Source organism: Streptomyces spinoverrucosus, assembly GCF_006539505.1.
Taxonomy (GTDB): Bacteria; Actinomycetota; Actinomycetes; order Streptomycetales; family Streptomycetaceae; genus Streptomyces; species Streptomyces spinoverrucosus.
On record NZ_BJND01000064.1, the window covers coordinates 20,192 to 43,709 of the forward strand.

At 72.2% G+C, this 23,518-nt stretch carries 20 protein-coding genes and 2 riboswitches; of the genes, 11 read left to right on the forward strand and 9 right to left on the reverse strand.

Translation table 11 applies throughout. The features are described 5' to 3' along the window. Positions 1–53: 53 nt before the first annotated feature. Positions 54–974, reverse strand: coding sequence for an AraC family transcriptional regulator (locus SSP24_RS33665; RefSeq protein ID WP_141313763.1), 921 nt, complete (start codon positions 972–974; stop codon positions 54–56). A 102-nt stretch (positions 975–1,076) separates the two neighbouring features. On the opposite strand from SSP24_RS33665, the gene SSP24_RS33670 reads away from it, so the two are divergent. Beyond that, positions 1,077–2,069, forward strand: coding sequence for a zinc-dependent alcohol dehydrogenase family protein (locus tag SSP24_RS33670; RefSeq protein ID WP_141313764.1), 993 nt, complete (start codon positions 1,077–1,079; stop codon positions 2,067–2,069). Positions 2,070–2,071: 2 nt separating this feature from the next. Here SSP24_RS33670 and SSP24_RS33675 read toward each other — a convergent pair whose 3' ends face one another. Next, the gene (locus SSP24_RS33675; RefSeq protein WP_141313765.1) at positions 2,072–3,973 is read right to left on the reverse strand and encodes a glycoside hydrolase family 84 protein; all 1,902 of its coding nucleotides are present in this window, start codon (positions 3,971–3,973) and stop codon (positions 2,072–2,074) included. A gap of 265 nt (positions 3,974–4,238) precedes the next feature. Here SSP24_RS33675 and SSP24_RS33680 point away from each other — a divergent pair, with 265 nt between their 5' ends. The 6 genes from SSP24_RS33680 (at position 4,239) to SSP24_RS33710 (ending at position 12,778) form a co-directional block, all read left to right on the forward strand. Next, positions 4,239–5,126: a nucleotidyl cyclase domain-containing protein gene (locus tag SSP24_RS33680; protein ID WP_141313766.1), complete on the forward strand. Its 888-nt coding sequence runs from the start codon at positions 4,239–4,241 to the stop codon at positions 5,124–5,126. Next, positions 5,123–7,426 carry a hypothetical protein gene (locus SSP24_RS33690; protein WP_167529778.1) on the forward strand — a complete coding sequence of 768 codons (2,304 nt, stop codon included), beginning with the start codon at positions 5,123–5,125 and terminating at the stop codon, positions 7,424–7,426. Before SSP24_RS33680 ends, SSP24_RS33690 begins: the two co-directional genes overlap by 4 nt. Next, the gene (locus tag SSP24_RS44995; protein WP_141313768.1) at positions 7,423–9,180 is read left to right on the forward strand and encodes a hypothetical protein; all 1,758 of its coding nucleotides are present in this window, start codon (positions 7,423–7,425) and stop codon (positions 9,178–9,180) included. Before SSP24_RS33690 ends, SSP24_RS44995 begins: the two co-directional genes overlap by 4 nt. 64 nt (positions 9,181–9,244) lie before the next feature. Continuing rightward, a complete protein-coding gene (locus tag SSP24_RS33700; protein ID WP_141313790.1) occupies positions 9,245–9,925 on the forward strand; it encodes a vWA domain-containing protein in 681 nt (226 codons plus the stop codon). Position 9,926: 1 nt separating this feature from the next. Further along, positions 9,927–11,072 carry a protein phosphatase 2C domain-containing protein gene (locus SSP24_RS33705; RefSeq protein WP_141313769.1) on the forward strand — a complete coding sequence of 382 codons (1,146 nt, stop codon included), beginning with the start codon at positions 9,927–9,929 and terminating at the stop codon, positions 11,070–11,072. Further along, on the forward strand, positions 11,069–12,778 hold the full coding sequence (locus SSP24_RS33710) for a lipopolysaccharide kinase InaA family protein (RefSeq protein WP_141313770.1): 1,710 nt from the start codon (positions 11,069–11,071) through the stop codon (positions 12,776–12,778). The genes SSP24_RS33705 and SSP24_RS33710 overlap by 4 nt, the downstream gene beginning before the upstream one ends. A gap of 7 nt (positions 12,779–12,785) precedes the next feature. Here SSP24_RS33710 and SSP24_RS43130 read toward each other — a convergent pair whose 3' ends face one another. The 7 genes from SSP24_RS43130 to gcvT all read right to left on the reverse strand — a co-directional run bounded on the left by SSP24_RS43130 (position 12,786) and on the right by gcvT (position 18,931). Then, positions 12,786–13,463, reverse strand: coding sequence for a Crp/Fnr family transcriptional regulator (locus SSP24_RS43130; protein WP_167529779.1), 678 nt, complete (start codon positions 13,461–13,463; stop codon positions 12,786–12,788). 2 nt (positions 13,464–13,465) lie between these two features. Next, the gene (locus tag SSP24_RS43135; RefSeq protein ID WP_167529780.1) at positions 13,466–13,963 is read right to left on the reverse strand and encodes a Pycsar system effector family protein; all 498 of its coding nucleotides are present in this window, start codon (positions 13,961–13,963) and stop codon (positions 13,466–13,468) included. A 15-nt stretch (positions 13,964–13,978) separates the two neighbouring features. Next, the gene (locus SSP24_RS33720; protein WP_141313772.1) at positions 13,979–14,536 is read right to left on the reverse strand and encodes a glycoside hydrolase family 25 protein; all 558 of its coding nucleotides are present in this window, start codon (positions 14,534–14,536) and stop codon (positions 13,979–13,981) included. Positions 14,537–14,604: 68 nt separating this feature from the next. Next, positions 14,605–15,972 (reverse strand): L-serine ammonia-lyase, encoded by a 1,368-nt coding sequence (locus SSP24_RS33725; protein WP_141313773.1) that lies wholly within the window; start codon positions 15,970–15,972, stop codon positions 14,605–14,607. Between the two features lie 77 nt (positions 15,973–16,049). Continuing rightward, positions 16,050–17,312, reverse strand: a complete 1,263-nt coding sequence (glyA, locus tag SSP24_RS33730) for a serine hydroxymethyltransferase (protein ID WP_141313774.1) — start codon at positions 17,310–17,312, stop codon at positions 16,050–16,052. 14 nt (positions 17,313–17,326) lie between these two features. Then, complete coding sequence (gene gcvH / locus SSP24_RS33735; RefSeq protein WP_141313775.1) at positions 17,327–17,704, reverse strand: glycine cleavage system protein GcvH; 378 nt, start codon at positions 17,702–17,704, stop codon at positions 17,327–17,329. Between the two features lie 108 nt (positions 17,705–17,812). Continuing rightward, a complete protein-coding gene (gene gcvT, locus SSP24_RS33740; protein WP_141313776.1) occupies positions 17,813–18,931 on the reverse strand; it encodes a glycine cleavage system aminomethyltransferase GcvT in 1,119 nt (372 codons plus the stop codon). Positions 18,932–18,965: 34 nt separating this feature from the next. Beyond that, positions 18,966–19,083: riboswitch (glycine riboswitch) on the reverse strand. Continuing rightward, positions 19,084–19,183: riboswitch (glycine riboswitch) on the reverse strand. 183 nt (positions 19,184–19,366) lie between these two features. Here gcvT and SSP24_RS33745 point away from each other — a divergent pair. The 4 genes from SSP24_RS33745 (at position 19,367) to SSP24_RS33760 (ending at position 23,455) form a co-directional block, all read left to right on the forward strand. Continuing rightward, entirely contained in the window at positions 19,367–20,035 is a 669-nt protein-coding gene (locus tag SSP24_RS33745; RefSeq protein WP_141313777.1) for an AAA family ATPase, read from the forward strand. A 396-nt stretch (positions 20,036–20,431) separates the two neighbouring features. Next, the gene (locus tag SSP24_RS33750; protein ID WP_141313778.1) at positions 20,432–21,211 is read left to right on the forward strand and encodes an enhanced serine sensitivity protein SseB; all 780 of its coding nucleotides are present in this window, start codon (positions 20,432–20,434) and stop codon (positions 21,209–21,211) included. A 179-nt stretch (positions 21,212–21,390) separates the two neighbouring features. After that, a complete protein-coding gene (locus SSP24_RS33755; protein WP_141313779.1) occupies positions 21,391–22,185 on the forward strand; it encodes an enhanced serine sensitivity protein SseB C-terminal domain-containing protein in 795 nt (264 codons plus the stop codon). A 271-nt stretch (positions 22,186–22,456) separates the two neighbouring features. After that, positions 22,457–23,455, forward strand: a complete 999-nt coding sequence (locus tag SSP24_RS33760; RefSeq protein WP_141313780.1) for an ABC transporter permease — start codon at positions 22,457–22,459, stop codon at positions 23,453–23,455. Positions 23,456–23,518: the final 63 nt, after the last annotated feature.

The following is a 23,518-nucleotide window of genomic DNA, read 5'->3' on the forward strand; positions in this document are numbered from 1 at the left end:
TCCGAAGGGGCGCCTCTCGCCGGGAGCGGCTTGGGCGCCCCTTCGTCATGCGGTCAGGAAGCCCGCCGCCGGTACTGCCCCGGCGCCACCCCGAACGCCCGCTTGAACGCCTTGGCGAACGCGAACTCCGAGGTGTAGCCGGTGCGCTGGGCGATCAGGCGCAGGGGCGTGTCGTCGTCGCGCAGGAGGCGGCCCGCCGTGGTCATGCGCCACCACGTGAGGTAGCCGAGCGGGGGCTCGCCGACCAGGGCGGTGAAGCGGCGGGCGAAGGCCGCGCGCGAGAGGCCGCCGGTGGCGCCGAGTTCCTCGACGGTCCAGGGGTGGGCCGGGTCGGCGTGGATGGCGCGCAGGGCGGCCGCCACGGCCGGGTCGGCGAGCGCTGCCGACCAGCCCGTCGGATGCCCCGAGCCGTGCCGCTCGCGCTCCCACCAGGCCCGCAGGATGTACAGCAGGAGCGTGTCGAGCAGCGAGGTGACGATCGTGTCCGCGCCCGGCCGGGACTCCGCCAGCTCCGCGCCCAGCAGGTCCACCGCGGCACGGAGCTGACTGTGCGCACCGACCCGGGCGGGCAGGTGCACGACCTCCGGCAACTCGGTCAGCAGCGGATGGGCCCGGCTGCGGTCCAGCATGTACGCCCCGCACAGGATGACCGCGTCCGGCTCCGACTCCCGCGGCTCGGCGCGGAGTTCGGGCCACAGGCCGTCCGGGGTCCGTCGTACGTCCTCCAGCGGTACGTCGAGATCGGCGGCCAGCGCGTGCCCGCGCCCGTGGGCCAGGAACGCCACATCGCCCGGCGCCAGCGCCACCGGCTCGCCCTCGGCCGGGATCAGCCACGCCGACCCGCGCAGCACCACATGGAACCCGGCACCGTCCGAGGCCTCGAAGTGCAGCCCCCACGGCGCGTACATGTCCCGGCGTCCCGAGTGCGGCCGTCCGGTGCGCATGGCGGCGACCGCGTCACTGAGCACGTCCATGTCCGTACCGTAGCCCGCCAACCCGATGGCGAAGACGTACGGACAGAAAGTCGAGACCGGTGGACATGGTTCGTCTCTCCCGGCGCGCCTAGCGTCGACGGCATGTCAACTACCGCACGTGCAGTGCTCTTTCACGAAACCGGCGGCCCCGACGTGCTGAGCGTCGAGGAGACCGAGCTGCCCGAGCCCGGCCCGGGCGAGGTCCTCATCGACGTGGCCGCAGTCGGGCTCAACCGCGCGGACCTGTTGTTCCGCGCCGGTCAGTACTTCTACGCGCCGACTCTGCCCGGCTCCCGCAATGGCTACGAGGCCGCGGGCGAGGTCGTCGCTGTCGGGCCCGGCGTGACCGCGTTCGCCCCCGGCGACCCGGTCCTCACCGGCGGCAACTTCGAGCTCAGCGCCCGTGGTGTGTACGGCGACCGCATCCTGATGCCCGAGACGGCGGTGCTGCCGCGCCCCCGGGAGGTGGACGCGGTGACGGCGGCCGCCGCCTGGGTCACCTACTCGACGGCGTACGGCGCCCTGGTCCGGCAGGCCGCCCTGGCGCCCGGCGACCATGTCCTGATCACCGGCGCCTCCAGCGGCGCCGGTACCGCCGCGATCCAGGTGGCCCGCCGCACCGGCGCGGTACCGATCGCCACCACCCGCACCGAGGCCAAGCGGCGGCGGCTGCTGGACCTGGGCGCCGAGCATGTCGTCGTCAGTGACGGCGAGGACGTGGTGAAGGAGACACGGCGGCTCACCGGCGGGCGTGGCGTCGAGGTCGTCTTCGACGCGATCGGCGGGCCCGGCTTCCGCACCCTCGGCGAGGCCGTCGTCCAGGGCGGCACACTGATCAACTACGGCTGGCTGGACGGCCGGCCCACGGAACTCCCGATGCACTGGCCCCTCACCGTGCACGGCTACAACAACCTCGCCGCCGCCGACACCGCGGAAGGCCGCCGCCGGGCCTCCCACTACGTCAACTCCGGCCTCCTCGACGGCACGCTGCGCCCGGTCGTCGCCGAGGCCCTCGACGGACTCCACCGACTCCCCGACGCCCACCGGCTGATGGAGCGCAACGCCCACACCGGCAAGATCGTCGTACGGGTCTGAAGCTAGCCCAGCGCCCGCGCCACGAACGCGTCCAGCACCCCCGCTCCCACCTCCACCGTGCGCGTGCGGCCCTGCCAGTCGGTGACCGTGTGGGAGCGGGCGGTGTCGCGCAGGGCGCGGACCTGGCTGCGCGTGGTGCCCGTGCCGTCCTGGAGGGCCAGGGCGGCCAGGGCCGCTCGCGCCCAGTCGTGGGTGGCGTCCAGCCATGGAGCGGCGGAGGTGCGCAGCGCCGGTGGGACCGTGTCGCGGGCCGTGGCGAGGGTGGTGAGGTGGTTGCGCAGGGCCGCCTTCGCGTTCGGGGCGCCGCGCCGGTACGCCTCGATCAGCGCGGCCAGCTTCGGTGCCGGGGTCGTGTCGATGCGGGAGGCGTGGTTGAGGTCGGCGAAGGCGCGCAGGGCGGTGAGGGCGCGGCGGTCGCCGGCGGCGAGGAGCCTCAGGCCCGCGTCGAGGGCGGCGGTGGGGCGATAGGCCTCCGGATGCCAGGCGTAGGCGGCGAGCGAGAAGAGGGCGGGGACGGAGGCGGTGGCCTGGTTCATGGGGTTGGCGGTGATGCCCGCCACCGCGCCGGGGACACCGGAGTCGCGGCCCTCGTAGGGGCCGAGGAGGAGGTTGCCCGGCGTGTAGTCGTTCACCGGGTAGTTGTCCCAGATCAGGACCGGGTGCGCGTAGCGGCGGGCGGCCTCGCGGGCCTGGTCGGTACGCAGGGTGGGGGAGACGACCAGGGGGCCCGTCCACATCACGGTGATGTCGGGGGAGAGGGTGGAGGCGAGGGTTGTCTTGTAGTCGGTGGCGCGCGTGCCGTCGTACTCCGTGGGGACCGTGATCAGGGGGGTGGCTTCCGGGCGGGGGGTCAGGAAGTCGCGCTGGATGTCGTTCAGGAGGTCCGCCTGGGCGCGGGCCACCGCTGCCCGGCCATGGCCGTACGTCGTCCCGTCGGCGGCGCAGTTCCAGCGAGTGATGTCGATGTCGTCGAGCGGGACGGCGTACGAGCGCACGCCGATGTCCCAGAGCTGGCGGAACTTGCGCAGCAGGGCGGCGCGGTCGGCGGCGGAGGAGTAGCAGACGGTCGGGCCGGGGGAGAGGGCGTAGACGAAGGAGACGTGGCGGGCGGTGGCGCGTCGGGCCAGGGCGCGCAGGGCGGTCAGGCGTGACTCCGGGTACGGGTCGCGCCAGCGGGAGCGCAGGTAGGGGTCGTCCTTGGGGCTGTAGAGGTAGGTGTTGAGCTTCCAGCGGGCGGCGAAGTCGAGCTGGGCCAGGCGCTCCTGGTGCGTCCAGGGGGTGCCGTAGAAGCCCTCGACGATGCCCCTGGTGGCGGTGGCGGGCCAGTCCCGGATGCGGACGGCGGGCAGGGTGGTGCGGGCGGTGGCCGTGCCGACGGGGCGCACCAGTTGGGCGAAGGTCTGTGCGGCGTGGAAGGTGCCGGTCCGGTCCGCTCCGGCGAGGACGACGCGGGGGGCGTCGTCGGCGTGGCCGACGGCGAGGACGTAGCCGCCCTTGGGCAGGCCCTTCGGTGAACCGGCGTCCAGGTCCGCCGACGTCCCGTCGGTGACCACGAGCAGCTCCCCGGAGCGGGGCTCGTCGCCGATGCGGATCTCGCGGGCACCGCCCGCGCGCAGTGCCCGGACGACGGTGTCGAGGGTGGCCGGATCAGTCGCGTCCCCGGTGCGCACCGCCACGCTGCGGCCGATGGCCACCGAGCCCCGGTCGTCGCGTACGACGCGCGGTGGGGGCCACAGGGTCGGCACCGGGGTGCTTTCGTCGGTGTGCGGGCGCGCGTCGTGCGGAGCCGCCCGTGTATCGCCCTCGCCGCCGGTGCCCCCCGACCAGTCGCGCAGCAGCAGGATGATCACCAGCCCGAGCGCGAAGCCCAGCAGCAGCGGTGCCGGGATGCGGAACGCGCGCACCGGGCCCCCTCCCTCGTGCGTCGACTGGCCACCAACTCCCCTGTGAGAGACAGGGTATGACGGTATGGCAGTTGCGGGCGGATGGGTTGCGTGAACCGGGCGGTGGGCATCGTAGAGGTCCGTGTGGTGTCTTGTCCGGATGCGCCGTGCGGAGGGGGCACATGCGCCGCGTTGTGCGCCAGTTGGCGTAGACAGGCGCGCTCGCAGCTTTTATCCAGGTATTCGCGGGGCGGACGTGGCCCCGGCCGAGCACAGGAGGTCGCCGATGGTCGCGCCGGATCCTCTCAGCCACTGGATCGTCCTTCTCGACATCGAGGACTTCAGTCTGCGTGCGGAGACCGCCCAGGCGACGTTGCACGAAGAGCTGTACCACGTGGTCGAGTTCGCGCTGGCGCGCGCCGGTCTGGACCTCGACGGGTGCTCCGTGCAGGACCGCGGGGACGGCATGCTGATCCTGATCCCGATCGGCACCAGCCCCACCAGGCTGTTGCGGGAGCTGGTGCGGGGCCTGGAGGACGCGCTGGTCGAACACCGGGGCAAGTACAACGACGACCACCGCATGCGGCTGCGCGTCGGTCTGCACCAGGGGCTGGTGATCCAGCGCGGCCAGCGGTGGACCGGCACGGCCGTCAACGACCTGGCCCGGCTGGTGGACGCCGCCCCGGTCAAGCAGGTGCTCGCCCGGGCCACGCGGGCGCACCTCGTGGTGGTCGTCTCCGAGGAGATGCACCGGTCGGTGGTGCTGGGCCGCTACCCGGGCATCGACCCGGCGGCCTATCTGCCCGCCGACTTCGTCACCAAGCACGACGAGCAGCGCCGGGGCTGGGTCACCGTACCCGGCTATCCGGCGCCTCCCGGACTTCCCGCGGACCCGGGGGAGTCGCCACGTGACCGTGGAAGAAGCGGGGGAACCCCCGGCACGGGCGGCAACGCGGGAGGAGTGGGCGGCGGCACCGACCCGGGGAGCCCGGCACCGCCGCCCACGCTGTACGTCGAGGGCATGACGGGCGGTCAGCTCGCCGTGGGGGACGGCGCGTTGGCAGTTGGGGGTGACTATGTGGCGGGGGACAAGAAGGTCTACGGCTCTCCTCCGACGCCCAGTGCTGCGCCCGAAAACCCCGCCCCCCACCGCACCCCCGCGGACGGATCATGAACACGCCCCCCGGACCCGCCCCCGCCACCCCGTCGCCCGCCCCGCAACCGGGGCCCGCGGCAGCGCCGAGGGGCGCTCAGCCCGCCCCCGCCGCCCCGGCCGCACCCGGCGCTGCTCCCGCCGCGCCCACCGGACCCGCCCCGGGCGCCGGAGCCGGTGGTGATGGCCAGCCCCCGGCGGGGCCCCAGGCGCCCACCCCGGAACCCCCCGCCAGCAACGTCGGCGCCGGTGCCAGTGCCAGCGTTGCCACCGCGCGCACCGGTCAGGGCAGCCTGCGTGCCGGGCTGCTGCGTGAGGCCTGGACGCACATCGGCGGCGACCGGGTGCAGGGCGACAAGATCGTCATCCATGCCGCGGGCGAGCGCGGAGTGGTCCTGCGGACCCTGGCCGCCGCCCTCGTGGAGACCGTCCGGCACACATTCCAGGCGCCGCCCCGCTGGGACGACATCCAGGCCGACGCCTGGCAGCGCCGCTCGGTCGTGCTGCGCGGCCCCGGCGGCGCGGGCAAGACCGCGGCGGCCGTCCGGCTGTTGCTCTCCGCCCAGGTCAAGGCCTGGTACCTGCTGGACTCGGTGGCCGAACTGACCCGGCTGACCGAGCTGCGCCAACTCGGCAGCGGCGCCGGGCTGATCCTCGACCGCCCCCGTGACCTCGGCGAGCTGCACGGCTCCCAACTGGCCGGCCTGGAGGGCCTGCTGGAGCGGGCCGACGCCCGCCTGGTGCTGATCGCCGGCCCGGACGCCGAGCTGGACCGCAGCGTCGGCGAGTACGTCCAGCGCGTCACCCGCCCCGACTCCCTTGACGCCGTACTCGCCGCCCATCTGGCCCACCGGCTCGGCGAGGCGGACGCAGAACGCGCCCTGGCCGCCGACGGCGTCGCCGACCTCACCGCGGAACTCCTGAGCGACGGCCCCGCCTGCCGCGACGCCGCCCGACTCGCGGAGGTGCTCGCGCACGAGTACGGCGGGGGCGGCATCGACCCGGACCGGGTACGCGCCCGGATGGACAGCTCCGGCGGCGAGGGCCCCGAGGAGTGGTTCGAGGGGCTCGGCGACACCGGGCTGCGCACCCAGGCCATCGCCCTCGCCGTCCTCGGCGGGCTGCCGCAGGAGGACGTGGCGCTGGCCGCCGCCGCCCTGCTCGACCGGTTCCGCAGCGACCGCGGCGTCCTCACCACGAGCGTCGAGCGCGGCCCCGTACCGCTCAGACAGGACCCGTTCGCGCAGTCCCGCCGGCTGCTCGCCGAGAAGCTGCGCGCCCGTACCGTCTCCGCGGTCACCCGCGGCAGCTTCGGCTGGCTGCCCTGCACCGTCGCCGAGTACCGCAACCCCGACTACCCGCCCCGGATCATCCGGCACGTCTGGTCCGAGTACCGCATCCAGCAGGAACTCGTCGACTGGCTGGCCGAGTTGGTCGACTCGCCCTCGCAGCAGGTGCGCAGCTTCGCCGGGACCGCGCTCGGCCTGATCGCCACCGAAGCCTTCGACCACATCGCCACGCAGGTGCTGCCCGGCTGGGTGCTGCACGAGGACAGCGGCTCCGCGCGCCGCGAGGCCATCGCCTACGCCCTGCGCGTGTGCGCCCGCGACCCCGCCCTGCGGCTCGGCGTGCACGCCCTCGTCAACGGCTGGTATCTCAGCGGCACCTGGGAGTTCCAGGCCGCCGCCGCCCGCGCGTACGGACTGTGCCTGGGCGGCGCCGACCTCGACACCGCCGTGCGCTGCCTCACCCGGCTCGGCACCGTCGACCACATCCAGGTCGCCATCGCCATCGGGGACGCCTTCGCCGACCTCGTCGAGGACGACGTCGCCGCACACGCCCCGCTGGTGCTGCGGGCCGTCGCCGAGATGGTCCACGAACCGCTCAGCCGCCCCGTCGGCCACCTCGTCTTCCTGATCCTCGCCGACGCCCTCGCCACGGAGGAAGGCCCGGACCTGCGCGCCCGCCCCACCCTGCTGAAGCTGGCCGCCGCGGACCCGCCCGGCAGCGAACTGCGCCGCCTGCTCGGCTACCTGTGGGCCGAGGTGATCGGCGGAGAACTCTTCGGCGACGAGTCCGCAGGCGTCCTGGAGGCCTGGGCCGCCCAGGCCGAGACCGACCCGCTGCTCCTCGACGACCTGCACCGCGTCCTCGTCCAGGACGTGGCCGCGCGCAGTCCCCGCGTCGGCAGCCTCCTGCGGCGCTATGTGACGCGCTGGGCCGAACGCGACCGCTTCCGTCCCCTGCCCCGCGCCGCGGCGGTCCTCGGCAGCGCCCTGCGGCCGTCCGCCGACCCCGCTCACTCTGGAGGTGCCCGGTGACCGAGCCGGTGTCGTTGATCGTCAGCCAGACGCCGGTGCCCCGCATGGCCGTGGGGCCGACCAAGGCGACCGAACCCCATCTCGCGGTCGTCTACGCCACCGCGTCCGGCGAGGTGGCCTGCTTCGAGGGCCGCCCGATGAAGCCCTCGCAGCAGATGTTCTCCAAGTACCGCACCCGCTACGAGGTCGACCTGCGCGCCTACCAGCGCTCCGCCGTCCTCGGCCGCAACCCGCTCGTCTCCCGGGACGGCGTGCACGCCTTCGAGGTGACCGTCGACTTCGCCTTCCGCATCGACGGCTGGAAGGGCGCCGAGGACTTCGTGCGCTCCGGCCTGCGCGACCCGCTGCCCGTGGTGCACGGCCACCTGGTCTCCCTCTTCCACGGCGCCGGCCAGCGCTTCGCCATCGAGGACTCCTTCGGCCTCCAGCACCACCTCAACCAGCTGTGCGCCCAGCCGGTCGTCTTCCAGGAAGGCCTCAAGCTGTACGGCTGCCAGGTGCACGTCCGGCCCGACGCCAAGTCCCTGACCCATCTGGAATCCCTGATCGAGGCCGGGCGGCGCGAACACCTCGGCGCGGCCGAGCACATACCCAACAAGGGTGCCGTCGTCCGGCAGGCCGAGATCGAGGCCATCCAGCAGCAGGCCCAGATCGAGGCCACCGCCCGGCAGGCCGACGCGCTCGCCGACACCTTCACCACCAGCGACGGCCTGATCCGCCACTACCTGATCACCCACCCGCACGACGCCGCGGGTGCGTTCGAGATGCGCCGCCAACTGGAGGAGGCCCGCGCGGCCACCGCCGAACTGCAGAACCAGCGCGCGCTAGGCCTGTTCCAGGTCATGGCCGAGAAGGGCCTGATACAGGCCGGCGACCTGGAACAGATGCGCCAGCAGCTCACCGGCACCGTCGGCCGCGCCACCGGCGGCGACGGCGCCCTCCCGCCCCTGACCACCCCCCAGCTCACCGGCGGCCGCCCCTGGGACCCACCGCAACTACCCCCGGCCGATCAGAGTCCGGCCCCCGGCTACACCCCGACCGTCGTCTCACCCACCGTCGGCCCGTCCACACCGTCCGGCCCGCTCGCCAGGACCGCCCCCACCGCCCTGATCTACCTCGTCGTCGACGAGTCCCTCGACCGCGCCTGCCTCGACGAACTCCAGCGCGGACTGGACGCCCTGCACTCCGCGCTCTCCGACGCCCCGGACGTCTCCCGCGTCCTGCGGCTGGGCGTCCTCGGCATGGCCGCCACCACCGAACAGCGGCTGTCCCTCGCCGAGGTCGGCCCCGGGACCCGTACCCCCCTCCTCGTGGGCCGGCGCGGGCTGTCGTACAGCCAGGCCTTCCGCACCCTGCGGCCGCTGATCGGACAGGACGTCACCGTCGTCAAGAACGACGGCGCCCAGGTGCTGCGGCCCATCGTGTACTTCCTCACCGGCGGCGCGCCCGACGAGGGCGCCGCCTGGCGGAGCGACTACCACGACCTGACCGACACCGACCGCAACCGGGCGGCCCCGCACCTCATCGCGCTGGGCTTCGGCCGGGCCGAGGCGCAGGCCGTGCGGGGCGTGGCGACCCGCCCCGAGTTCGGCTTCATGGCCGCCCCGCACCAGGACGCCGCCTCGGCCGCACACAGCTGTGCCGCATTCCTGCGGGACAGCGTCGTCTCGTACGGGCAGCGCCTCGCGTCCGGCGAGGCGAACTTCTCCATCAACCCGCCGGACGGCTTCCGGCGGGCCGAGGACGCGCTGTGACCCTCGGACACCTCACCACCAAGGCACCCCACGCAGTCCCCACTTGGAACAGAAACGGAAGACGATGATGGAAAGCAACCGGGGGCACTTGCTCCCCATCTACGTCCTCGCCGACGAGTCGGGCTCCATGGACGAGCACATCGACGACCTCAACGACGGCCTGCGCTCCCTGCACCAGGCGCTGCTCGGCGAGCCGATGGCCGCCGCCAAGGTGCGCTTCTCGGTGCTCGGCTTCTCCGACGACGTGATCGAACGCGTCCGCCTGGTCGACCTGCGCAGCGCGGCCGAGTTCCCGCGGCTCACCACCCGCGGCATGACCAGCTACCGGGCCGCCTTCGAGGACCTGATCAGCCGCATACCGGCCGATGTGAACCGCCTGAAGGCCGAGGGCTACCAGGTGCACCGGCCCGCGGTGTTCTTCCTCAGCGACGGCCTGCCCAACCACGGCGAGGACTGGCAGGACCCGCACCGCCGCCTCACCGACCGCAACACCACCCTGGGCGCGCCCAACATCATCGCCTGCGGGATCGTGGACGCCGACGCGAAGACGATCAGCCAGGTCGCCACCCGGCCGGAGTTCGGATTCGTCGCGAACAAGGGCGTCGACGTCGGCGCGGCCATCGCCAAGTTCTGCACGGCGCTGACCAAGAGCGTGATCTCCTCGGGCCGTTCACTGGGCTCGGCGTCCCCGCAGCTGGTGGTGGACAAGCCCGAGGGCTTCACCGTCGCGATCGATGTGATCTGACGTGAGGTTTCCCCATCGTCGCGCCCCCGACGAACCCCCGAAGCAGACCGGCCCGGCACCCGCGCCACCCCGCCCGGCACCGCCCCTGCGCCCGCAGCAGCCCGCGCAGGCCGGTGTCTACGACTGGCAGCAGGACGCCGACTGGCAGCAGGGGGCGGCGGACTCGCAGCAGGGGGCGTCTGACTGGCAGCAGGGGGCGGCTGACTGGCGGTCCCCGCATCAGCCGCAGCCCCGGCCGACATCGCCGAAGAACATCGGCATGGACCTGTGGCGCCGGATGTCCCTCGACGCGGAGGAGACCGCCGACTTCCCGCCGCGGCCGCCGACGGGCGGGCTGTCGTACCGCCCCGACACGGTGTGCGACGGCTGGTCGACGCACACCCTCGATCTGCGGCTGGCCTCGGTCCGCGGCCAGCAGCACCGCTGGGACGGGCGCCCGCGCGAGGACGACGCCGCGGCGGCCTGGGACCCGAGCACCGGCGCCGTGGTGATCGCCGTCGCCGACGGGGTGTCCGACGCGCGCCAGCCGCACATCGGCTCCCAACTGGCCTGCCGCAGCGCGGTCGACGAGCTGCTCAAGCAGGTGCGCGAGGGCGGCGGCTTCGTCACGGACTGGCAGAAGCTGCTGTCCACGGTCCACTGGCAGCTGCGCGAACAGGCCGGCCGTCTGTTGCGCACCCCGGACGCCGGGGTCGCGGAGACAGCCGAGCTGCTGGCCACCACGCTGGTCGCCGGGGTCGCCACGCCCACCCCGGAGGGCGTCCAGGTCGCCCTGCTGTCGGTGGGCGACTCCGGGGTCTGGCAGATCAAACACGAGGAGCTCTACCCGATGCTGGGCGGCAAGACCGCCGGCGCCGACGGGCTGCTCTCCTCGGCCGTGCAGCCACTGCCGTACGTCCCCCGGGACTTCCGGCCGCTGGAGTTCAGGCTGGAGCCGGGCAGCGTCCTGCTGGTCGGCACGGACGGGTTCGGCGACCCGGTCGGCGACGGGCGCGGCATGGTCGGCCGGCTCTTCGCCGACCAGCTGCGCCGCCCCGTACCGCCGCTGGGTTTCGCGCACCTGCTCGACTTCGCCCGGGAGACCTTCGACGACGACCGGACCCTGATCGCCCTGTGGCCCCGCGACCGTGAACGGACAGAGCCATGATGACGACGGTGTCCTGGGTCCGGCCGGACCAGCTCGGTGACTACACCGCGCACTCCCTGGGCGCCGGCGGGCAGGGCAAGGTGTACGCCGTGCCCAGCCCGCCCGGCCGGTTCCAGGGCGAGTACCTCGCCTACAAGGAGTACCTGCCGTCCCTCGCGTACGACGCCGACGTCCTGCACGACATGGTGGTGCTGCGCGACCTGCTGAGCCCGTCCGACCGCGCCCTGCTGGACAACCGGCTGACCTGGCCGTGCGCCATGGTCTACACGGGCCGCCCGCCCGAGCGGCTGCCGCCGTCGCAGAACGCCGGGATGCGCGTGGTCGGCTTTCTGATGCCGCGCGTGGCACCGGCGTACGAACTGCACAGCCCGAACCTGTCGGAGGTGAAGCTCCAGGCCCTGGAGTTCCTGCTCAACGACGACGGCTACGCAGCCCGGATCGGCCTGCACGTCGACGACGAGCAGCGGCTGGCGCTGCTGCTCGATCTGGCGCGCACCCTGGACCGGCTGCACCACAACGGGGTGAGCGTGGGCGACCTGTCGCCGAAGAACATCCTGTTCACCCAGATCGGCACGCCCAAGTGCCTGCTGATCGACTGCGACTCGATGCGGTGCCGGGGCCGGGACGTGATGCGCCAGGTGGAGACCACCGGCTGGGAGGTGCCGGAACCGGCGAAGGCCACGACGGCATCCGACTCCTGGAAGTTCGCCCTGGTCGCCGCGCGGGTCTTCAACCGCGACCACGACAGCACGGACCTCGCACCGCTGCGCGCCGTCTCCACCGAGCTGGCCGGCCTCGCCTCGCGCGGCCAGAGCCGGGACCCCGCGCGACGGCCCGCGATGGCCGAGTGGCTGACCGCGCTGGACCTGGCCCAGCTGCGCATGCACCGCCCTCCGCCGACCGCACCCGCCGGGAACCCCTACCAGCCGCCCCGGCAGCAGCCGTTGCCCCCGGACCCGGAACCGGACCCGAACCCGGCCCCGGTCCCGAACCCGGCCCCGTTCCAGGTCTGGACCCCGCCGCAGCGGCCCCCGGCCCCGTCCGGGACGGGCGGCGGCGGAGGGCTGGGCAAGGCCGTCATGGTGCTGCTGCTGGTGCTCGCGGGCCTGTGGGCCGCCGTGCAGTACGGGCCCGAGCTCGTGGACTCGCTGACGTCGAGTGCGGGAGCGGCGACCGACAACCCCTCCGTCCGTTCCGCACCCGACACCGGCGGCACATCTCCGCCACCCCAGGACACGTCGGACCCCGAACCGGAACCGGAACCCGAACCGGAGTACCTGGCCGAGGCACCCGGCGCGTCCGTGGACTACTCCCAGGCGTCCGACGCGCCACAAGCCCCCGAAGTGGCCGCCATGTTCGCCCACTTCTACGGCGCCATCAACACCAAGGACTACGACAAGGCGCTCGGCCACTACGACCCCAACACCGCCACGGTGGACCTCGACTCCGCCTCGAGCCGCGACAAGTGGAAGGAGGTCATGGCCACCACGGAGGAGTCCGACATCGCCCTCACGGCCGTACGCGACTCCGGCGACTTCACCCTCGCCACGGTCACCTTCCGCAGCCACCAGGACCCCGGCTACGGCCCCGCCGGCTACGAGAACAGCACCTGCACGGACTGGACGATCACCTACCAACTGACCGCCACCGACGGCTACCGCATCTTCAAGGCACCGAAGGAGGGGGTGAGCCACTCCCCTTGCTGAGCCCGGGTCACCCGCCGAACGCCAGCCTCTTCAACTGGTCCACGGACACCACCAGCAACGACTGACGCCCCGTCACCACCCAGCCCTGGGCGCGCCACTGCTCCAGGACCCGGCTCACCGTGCGCCGGGAGGTGAGCAGCAGTCCGGCGAGGTCGTCCTGGGAGAGGGGGAGCCCGATCCGGCGGCCGGTGCCGTCGGGTTCCGGCTCGCCGCAGCGTTCGACCAGGTCGAGCAGGAGGGCGGCGAGCCGGGCGGGCACCGGCTCGGTGATGCCGGTGCGCTGGGCGTCGGCCTCGCGCAGCCGTTGCGACAGCGTCTGCTCCAGCGCCGCCGCGATGGACGGCCGGGACCGGGCGTACGCGGAGAAGCGGGCCGCCGTCAGCTGCAGTACGCCGACGGCGGTGGCCGTGAGGAGCGACGCCGAGCGGCGCCGCCCCTCCAGACCGGCCTGCTCGCCCAGGAGTTCGCCCGGACCGCGCAGGGCGAGCAGCGCACGGTAACCGGCGTGCGACTGGGCGACCACCTTGATCCAGCCGCTCTGCAGCACGACCAGATGGTCCGAGTCGTCGCCCTGCGCGAGCAGCAGCCGGTCCGCTGGCAGCGACAGCCGGGTGCCCGAACGCTCCAGCAGGGCCCGGTCGGCGGGATCGAGCGCCTCCCAGAAGGAGGCGGGGCGGTGAGCCATGGCTACCGGCCCAGCAGCCAGGCGAGCACGACGACGACCACACCGGCCACGGCGAGCATCAACGACTGCCGCACCCGCTGCTGCTTGGCCCATATGACCTGGCTCATCTCGACCAGTTGACGGCTCAGCGGAGCCAGCGCAGAGGTGTCGGCGAGCTTCTCTGCGAGACGGTCGGGTTCCCAGTGCCGCAGATCCCCGAAGTACACGAAGTTCTGCCGCCAGTCGTGCCCCTGCGCCGTACCCAGCCGCGGACTGACGACGGAAACGGCGGCGAGCGCCGCCACCCCCAGCAGTACCGCACCCACCCAGAACAGCACCGTCGGAAACGCACCCTCCACCTGCCCCAACTGATGCCGGGACCCGGAGAACGCGATGATCGCACCCAACGCGGCCGACTCCAACGTCAACGCGAACCCGGCCTTGGCGTCCACCTTCCCGGTCCAGTCGACAAGCGCCGCATGGATCCGCCAGGCCGTCTCCACGGGATCCGTATCCGCCATGCTTCCGCCCCCTGTTCAGTCGCCCCTGGCCCACGTCCGTAAGGCGTCCTTGCTCGCGAAGTCGGCGACATTCTTGTCGATCGGGTCGTCCGTGTACTGGTGGAAGCGCCATTTCGCCTTGATACGAGGCTTGCCCGCCGTGACGTAGTCCGCGATCCACAGGCCGTCGCCGGCGTAGGAGGTGGTGTCGATGTTCAGCCAGTAGTGGCGGTTGCAGTACAGCACCACCCGGTTGTTCGGCCGCAGTTCCTTCACCTTGCGGATGAAGCGGTCCTTCTCCGCGTTGCTCGCGTGTGTCCCGGCGCCGGTGGTCTCCCAGTCGACGGCGAGGATGTCGCCGGCCCGCTCGGGTGCCTTGCTGACGAAGTACTCGGCCTGGGCCGTGAGGTTGCCCGGCCAGAGGAAGTGGTAGAAGCCGACGACGAGGCCGGCGTCCCGGCCGCGTTTGGTCTGGGCGGCCAGTTTGGGGTTGACGTAGGAACGGCCCTCCGTCGCCTTGACGAAGACGAAGGAGAGGCCGTCGGTGTCGTAAGTCGTGGACTGGTAGGAGCTGACGTCGATGCCGCGCAGCATGGGGACTCCCGGACGTGACTGTGGGGGACGGGAGTTGATGATTCCCCTTCGCCGCGCCGGCGACGCGCTCAGCACTCGATGATGTTCACCGCCAGCCCACCCCGGGCCGTCTCCTTGTACTTCACGCTCATGTCGGCGCCGGTGTCCTTCATCGTCTTGATGACCTTGTCCAGGGAGACCTTGTGGCTGCCGTCGCCGCGCATCGCCATCCGGGCCGCCGTGACCGCCTTCACCGCGGCCATGCCGTTGCGTTCGATGCACGGGATCTGGACCAGGCCGCCGACCGGATCGCAGGTGAGGCCGAGGTTGTGTTCCATGCCGATCTCGGCGGCGTTCTCCACCTGCTCGGGGCTGCCGCCGAGCACCTCCGCGAGGGCACCCGCGGCCATCGAGCAGGCGGAGCCGACCTCGCCCTGGCAGCCGACCTCGGCGCCGGAGATGGAGGCGTTCTCCTTGAAGAGCATGCCGATCGCGCCGGCGGCGAGGAGGAAGCGGACCACGCCGTCCTCGTCCGCGCCCGGCACGAAGTTGATGTAGTAGTGCAGGACCGCCGGGATGATGCCGGCCGCGCCGTTCGTGGGGGCGGTGACGACCCGGCCGCCGGCCGCGTTCTCCTCGTTCACCGCCATCGCGTAGAGCGTGATCCACTCCATGGCGAGGGCCTTCGGGTCGCCCTCGGAGCGCAGCTTGCGCGCGGTGTTCGCGGCCCGGCGGCGCACCTTCAGCCCGCCCGGCAGGATGCCCTCCCGGGTCATGCCGCGCCGCACGCACGCCTGCATCACCCGCCAGATGTCCAGCAGCCCGGCGCGGATCTCGTCCTCGGTGCGCCAGGCGCGCTCGTTCTCCAGCATCAGGGACGAGATCGACAGGCCCGTCTCCTGCGTCAGGCGGAGCAGCTCGTCGCCCGTGCGGAAGGGGTACTTCAGGACCGTGTCGTCCAGCTTGATGCGGTCCGCGCCCACCGCGTCCTCGTCGACGACGAATCCGCCGCCCACCGAGTAGTACGTCTTGGTCAGCAGCTCCGCCCCGGAGGCGTCGTACGCCCACAGGGTCATGCCGTTCGCGTGGTAGGGGAGCGCTTTACGGCGGTGGAGGATCAAGTCCGCGTCGAAGTCGAACGCGATCTCGTGCTCGTCGAGCAGCTTCAGCCGGCCGGCGGTCCTGATCGCCTCCACCCGTTCGTCGGCGGTCTCCACGTCCACCGTGCGCGGCGAGTCGCCCGCCAGGCCGAGCAGCACCGCCTTGGGCGTGCCGTGCCCGTGTCCGGTCGCGCCCAGGGAGCCGTACAGCTCGACGCGCAGCGTGGCGACGGAGCCCAGCAGCTCCTCGCTCCGCAGGCGGCGGGCGAAGATACGGGCCGCGCGCATCGGGCCGACCGTGTGGGAGCTGGACGGGCCGATGCCGATCGAGAACAGGTCGAAGACCGAGATGGCCACGGTGACTCCTCAGGGCAGGGGTGGTGCGGTGGGCTCCACGCCGGTGTGGAGCCCACAGTCGAGCTATGTGTTCGGGACTACTTGTTCAGGCCCGGGTACAGCGGGTGCTTGTCGGCGAGCGCCTTGACCCGTGCCTTCAGCGCGTCCGCCTCGTACGACGGCTTGAGCGCCTCCGCGATCACGTCCGCGACCTCGGCGAAGTCCTCGGCCGTGAAGCCACGGGTGGCCAGCGCGGGCGTACCGATCCGCAGCCCGGACGTCACCATCGGCGGACGCGGGTCGTTCGGGATCGCGTTGCGGTTGACCGTGATGCCGATCTCGTGGAGGCGGTCCTCGGCCTGCTGGCCGTCCAGCTCGGAGTTGCGCAGGTCGACCAGGACCAGGTGGACGTCCGTGCCGCCGGAGAGTACGGATACGCCGTGCTGGGCCACGTCGTCCCGCACCAGCCGCTCGGCGAGCAGGCGCGCGCCTTCCAGGGTACGGCGCTGCCGCTCCTTGAAGTCCTCCGAGGCCGCGACCTTGAAGGCGACCGCCTTCGCCGCGATCACATGCTCCAGCGGGCCACCCTGCTGACCGGGGAAGACGGCGGAGTTGATCTTCTTCGCCAGCTCGGCCGTGGACAGGATCACACCGCCGCGCGGACCGCCCAGCGTCTTGTGGGTGGTGGTGGTCACGACATGGGCGTGCGGTACCGGGTTCGGGTGCAGACCGGCGGCGACCAGACCGGCGAAGTGGGCCATGTCGACCATCAGGTACGCGCCGACCTCGTCCGCGATCCGCCGGAAGGCGGCGAAGTCCAGCTGCCGGGGATACGCCGACCAGCCGGCCACGATCAGCTTCGGCTTGTTCTCCTTGGCGAGGCGCTCCACCTCGGCCATGTCGACCAAGCCGTCCTCGCCGACGTGGTAGGCGACCACGTTGTAGAGCTTGCCGGAGAAGTTGATCTTCATGCCGTGGGTCAGGTGCCCGCCGTGGGCGAGGTTCAGACCCATGATCGTGTCGCCGGGCTTGAGCAGCGCGAACATCGCGGCCGCGTTGGCCTGCGCGCCCGAGTGCGGCTGCACGTTGGCGTGCTCGGCGCCGAACAGCTCCTTGATGCGGTCGATCGCGATCTGCTCGACCACGTCGACGTGCTCACAGCCGCCGTAGTAGCGGCGGCCGGGGTAGCCCTCGGCGTACTTGTTGGTCAGGACCGAGCCCTGCGCCTCCATGACCGCGACCGGGGCGAAGTTCTCCGAGGCGATCATTTCGAGGGTGGACTGCTGACGGTGCAGCTCGGCGTCGACGGCGGCCGCGACGGCCGGGTCGAGCTCGTGCAGCGGGGTGTTCAAGGCGGACATGTCGTTACGACTCCTCAGCCGGCGGTGTGGGCGGCGTACTCGTCGGCGGAGAGCAGGTCGGCCGGCTCCTCGGCGATGCGCACCTTGAACAGCCAGCCGCCCTCGAAGGGAGCGGAGTTCACCAGGGAGGGGTCGTTCACGACGTCCTCGTTGATCTCGGTGACCTCACCGGTGACCGGGGAGTACAGGTCGCTGACCGACTTGGTCGACTCCAGCTCGCCGCAGGTCTCGCCCGCGGTCACCTGGGAGCCGACCTCGGGGAGCTGGGCGTAGACGACATCGCCGAGCGCGTTCGCCGCGAACTCGGTGATGCCGACCGTCGCGACGCCGGCCTCGGCGGTCGACAGCCACTCGTGCTCCTTGCTGTAGCGCAGCTGCTGGGGGTTGCTCATGGCCTGAATTCTCCTGTACGCGGGGGAGTGCTGGTGAATGGGGGACTGCTGGAACTGTCTTTGAGCAGGCAAAACGTGCGCCGGATCACGTGGACCCGGGCCCAGTGTCTACTTCTGGCGCTTGTAGAACGGCAGCGCCACGACCTCGTACGGCTCGTGGGTGCCCCGGACGTCCACGCCGACGCCCGGCGTGCCCGGCGCCGCGTGCGCGGCGTCGACGTACGCCATCGCGATCGGCTTGCCCAGCGTGGGGGAGGGGGCGCCGGAGGTGACCTCGCCGATCACCTCGCCGCCGGCGACCACGGCGTACCCGGCGCGCGGCACCCGGCGGCCCTCGGCGACCAGGCCGACCAGGACGCGCGGCGGGTTCTCCTGAGCGCGGGAGGCCGCCTCGCGCAGCGCCTCGCGCCCCACGAAGTCGCCTTCCTTCTCGAACTTCACCACCCGGCCGAGCCCGGCGTCGAAGGGCGTGAGGGCGGTGGACAGCTCGTGCCCGTACAGCGGCATGCCCGCCTCCAGGCGCAGGGTGTCCCGGCAGGACAGCCCGCACGGGACCAGGCCGACGCCCGCGCCAGCCTCGGTCAGCGCCTCCCACAGCGCGACGGCGTGCTCCGGCTGCACGAACAGCTCGAAGCCGTCCTCGCCGGTGTACCCGGTGCGCGCGATCAGTGCCGGGACGCCCGCGACGGTGCCGGGCAGGCCGGCGTAGTACTTCAGGCCGTCGAGGTCGGCGTCGGTCAGCTGCTTGAGGATGCCCGGGGACTCGGGGCCCTGGACGGCGATCAGGGCGTAGGCGTCCCGGTCGTCGCGGACGGCGGCGTCGAACCCCGCCGCGCGCTCGGTGAGGGCGTCCAGGACGATCTGGGCGTTGCTGGCGTTGGCCACGACCATGTACTCGGCCTCGGCGAGCCGGTAGACGATCAGGTCGTCGAGGATGCCGCCGTCCGCCCGGCAGATCATGGTGTAGCGGGCGCGGCCGACGCCGACGGAGGCGATGTTGCCGACGAGCGCGTAGTTCAGCAGCTGCGCCGCCTGCGGGCCGGTGACGGTGATCTCGCCCATGTGCGAGAGGTCGAACAGCCCGGCCTTCGTGCGCACCGCGAGGTGCTCGTCGCGCTCGGAGCCGTAGCGCAGGGGCATGTCCCAGCCTGCGAAGTCGGTCATGGTCGCGTCCAGCGAACGATGCAGGGCATCGAGCGCGGTACGACGGAGTGGGGTACTGCTCATCGGTCGGTCTCCCAAGGCATGACGGCGAGGTCGTTCCTCCCCATCTGTCATCGGAACCTGAGAGGTTCGCCATGACCGTCCGCGTGGGACGGTGGGCATGGCTTGCACCTTGGGTGGAGCCACTGCGGCAGCGGCCCGCTTTTCAGATGTGCCTCGCCCGCGCGGTAACGGGGCCTGAGAGATTCAAGGGAGGGACTTGCTCCTTCGGCGCCCCGGGCACGTCGTGCCTGGGGACTCTCCCGCGCGGATTCAAGCGGCCGGTATGCAGTTGGCGCGCACATCATTGCACGCATCGTTCCGGTGCGGCAGGGGGACCTTTGCTGTAGCAGCCTTGTTGCGTGAAGCGGACGGAAATGCGAGACACCGCGTATTACCTTCTCTTTACACTCGACGGGGACGGTAACTCGTGAACCGCCCCAGGGGAGGACGATCACGGTGAACAGGACCACGGCGTACGCCACCACCACGGGCCTCGCACTGCCCAAGCAGCCCGCCGCCGGGGCCCGGGAGGCGTGCGCCCCGCTGCCGTCCCCCGTGGTCCGCGACCTGCGCGATCGCGCGGGCCGCAGCCCGCACGCGCTGCTCTTCGGCCCCCACGACCTCGTCGTGATCACGGGCCTGCCCGGCAGCGGCAAGTCCACCCTCATGCGGCGGGCGGTCCGGGGCAGGCGCATCGACTCCCAGGACACCCGCGACCGCTGGGACCGCGGTACGCCGAGCTGGCTGCCGTACGCGATCTACCGCCCCCTCGTCCGCCTCGCCCACTACGCCGGACTGCGCCGCGCCCTTCGCACCGGCGAGGGCGTCGTCGTCCACGACTGCGGTACGCAGGCCTGGGTGCGCGCCTGGCTGGCCCGCGAGGCCCGCCGCCGCGGCGGCACCCTCCACCTGCTGCTGCTCGACGTCACGCCCGAGCAGGCCCTGGCCGGCCAGCGCGCCCGCGGCCGCGGCGTCTCGCGCTACGCCTTCCTACGCCACCGCCACGCCGCCGCCCGCCTGGTCCACCGCGCCGAACGCGGCGACCTGCCCCGCGGCTGCGGCGCCGCAATCCTCCTCGACCGAGCGGCAGCGAACACACTACGCAGAATCGGCTTCACGGGCTGACGCCCGCACGCCACGCGGCGACGGACGCGCTGCGCCGGACCGGCGGCACGGCTGAGCGCGCCAGCGGGTGGGTTGCGCTTTGTGGGCTGAGCGCGGCGGGAACACGCTGCGTAGGGTCGCCTTCACGGGCTGACGCGTGCTCGCCGCGCGGCGGCGGACGCGCTGCGCCGGATCGGCGGCACGGGCTTACGCCCACGCGACCGCGCCGCGGCGGTCGGGCTGCGCTGGATCGGCTGCATGGGCTGACCGTCGCCCACATGCGCCGCGCTTTACGGAGTGAGCGCCTCGGTCGGTGTCGTGCGCGGGATCGGCTTCGCGGGCTGGCGCAACCGGTCGTGCGGGTGGCGGGTTAGCCTTTTCAGCCGGTAGTACTGGTACGGAGCAGGCGGTAGGCAGATGGACTTCCCGGGGGACTTTCCGGCGCAGGCGCACCCCCATCCGCACGGCGGGTGGCCCGGCAACGAGCTGGAGGAGGTGCTGTCGGCCTCCCTCGGTGTCCCGTCGGCCGGTGGCCGCATCGTCGAGGTGCTCGGCCGCAGCTTCGTGTGGGTGCCGCTGCCCAACGGCGGCGGCCCGCACAGCGGCCCCCTCGACCTGCCGAGCATGGAGATCGACGGCCAGGCCTACGTCCCCGTCTTCAGCTCCGAGGAACAGTTCCGCCAGGTCGTCGGCTCCCACATGTCGTACACCATCGCCCCCGCCGTCGAGTTCGCCCGCGGCCTGCCCCCACAGGCGGGCATCGCCGTGAACCCCGGCGGCGTCGTCGGCATCCCGCTCCCCCCTGCGGCGGTCGCCGAACTCGGCCGCGCCGGCCGCACCCCCCTCGACGGCCCCGCGAGCGGCGGCCGGGTCCGCCTCTTCGAACCCGACTGGCAGGACGACCCGGTCGATTTCCTCACCGCGGCGGCCACGGAGTTCGAGGCGATCGGCGTCGTCACCACGGCCCGCCGCTGCCTGGCGGCGATCGAGACGGCGGACCCGGTGATGTTCGTAGGCGTCGAACTCTCCCAATGGGAGGGCGACCTGCGCGCCGCCCCCCTGGACGCCCTCGGCCGCGCCCTGGGCAACGTCCCTGTGAACTGGCCGGTCAACCTGGTCCTGATGGACGTGGCCCAGGACCCGGTGGTCACCTGGCTGCGGGAGCGGGTGCGTCCCTTCTACCAACGGGGTCTGTAAAACGTCCCTGAGGGCAGCCAACCCAGGGGCGCGGGGCTGCAATCGATGTGCGGCTCCGCCGCGTGGGCGCGACCAGCCACAAACAACCCGCACTCGCCACACACACCGAGCCCCGAGCTGTTGGGCGGCCTTAAGCTAGGTGCGAAAACGACGGCGTTGCACGAAGGGGCGGTAAAAGAGTGAGCGCGAGCGGCACCGCCGCGGCCGGCCAGGTCGAGCACATGCTGCGCCAGGTGACGCCGGGGCGCTACGACGCCTACGAGGCACTCCTGCGCGCCCTCGCGACCCCCCACTCCGGCCAGGTGTGGATGCTGCTGTGGCACGGCCAGGCCGGCAGCCCCGACGCCCAGTACGGGAACATGGAGGTCGACGGCTACGGCTACGCCCCCTGCGTCACCTCCGCCCAGGAACTCTCGGCGAGCGGCTGGAACCGCAGTTACGAAGTGGTCGACGGCCTCGACGTGGCCCGCACCCTCTACCCCGACCACTACGGCCTCTGGCTGAACCCGCACGCCCCCGGCGGCGGCGTCGGCATCCCCTGGCTGGACCTGCGCCGCATCGCCACCGGCCTCGACCGCCAGCCCGCCGGACCCCTGCGGCTGTCCGAACCCGGCATCCAGATCCCGCAGTTCTACGCCCTGCTGTCGCAGAACGCCCACCGCACCCCGGCCGTCCGCTCCCTGCGCCGCGCCTGGGTCCAGCCCGCGCTCGGGGCGCCGTATCTCGCCATCGGTCTCGATGTGTACGACACCTCCCCGCCCGCCGTGGACTCGGTGCGCGCGATGATGCAGCAGTCGATCGGCGCGGTCCCGGACGGACTGCCGGTGTCGACGGTCGCGATGTCCGACGAGTACGACCCGGTCGCGCTGTGGCTGCGCGCCAACGCCCGCCCCTTCTACGACCGCGAGGCCCACGCCGCCCCGGCCCAGGCCCCGGCGGCCGGTTACGGCTACCCCGGCCCAAGGACCTTCTGAGCCCGTCACTTTCCGGTCATCATCCACTCTTGTTCGCAGGGCGATCAGGTGTGTTCGGATAACGGAATGTGAAGGTCGGTATCACGGTTGCGCATACTTTCTCCGACAACTCTGGCGAGTGATCGTGAGGACGTTGAAGACTCCGCAGTCAGACAGCACGCGGGCATGTCCTCATCATCTGGGGTCGCCGCGTCGCCAAGATGGCGATCAAGGCCGTGAACGACGGCAAGTGAAGGCCGGGTGACCACCGGCGAGAAGGGGCAGGGCGCTTGTGACGGCACCGATCGAGACCACCGGATCGCAGGCCGAGGCCCAGCCGGAGGCTGTGCTGCAGGGCATCGAGGCCAAACGGATCGAGGGCCGCTCTCTCGGACAGATCGCCTGGACCCGCTTCAAGCGCGACAAGGTCGCGGTGGCGGGTGGCATCGTTGTCGTGCTGCTCATCCTCACCGCCGCCCTCTCCCGCCCCCTGCAGTCGCTGCTGGGCCTCGACCCCAACGCCTTCAACCAGGATCTGATCGACCCCAACACCACCCTCCCCAAGGGCGACTTCGGCGGCATGAGCTGGGACCACCCGCTCGGCGTGGAGCCGAAGTTCGGGCGCGACATCCTCGCCCGCATCCTGGAGGGCTCCTGGGTCTCCCTGGTCGTCGCGTTCGGAGCGACGCTGCTGTCCGTGGCCATCGGTACCGTCATGGGCCTGATCGCCGGCTACTACGGCGGCCGGGTGGACGCGATCGTCAGCCGGCTGATGGACACCTTCCTCGCCTTCCCGCTGCTGCTGTTCGCCATCGCCATCTCGGCGACGCTGCAGGGCGGCGCGTTCGGCCTGGAGGGGCTGCCCCTGCACATCCTTGTGCTGATCTTTGTCATCGGTTTCTTCAACTGGCCTTACATGGGGCGTATCGTCCGCGGTCAGGCGCTGGCGCTGCGCGAACGCGAGTTCGTCGACGCATCCCGGGGACTGGGCGCTTCCGGCCCGTACATCCTCTTCAAGGAACTGCTGCCGAACCTCGTCGCGCCGATCATCGTCTACTCGACGCTGCTCATCCCGACCAACATCCTCTTCGAGGCGTCGCTCAGCTTCCTGGGCGTCGGCATCCAGCCACCGCAGGCCTCCTGGGGCGGCATGCTCAACCAGGCCGTCGACTTCTTCGAGGTCGATCCGCAGTACATGATCGTCCCCGGTCTGGCCATCTTCATCACCGTACTGGCCTTCAACCTCCTCGGTGACGGCCTCCGGGACGCACTCGACCCCCGCAGCCGCTGACGTCTGCGGTCGCGGCCGCTGCCGCGTCCAGCTCAAGTGTCCAACTACGAAGGGGAATGACGA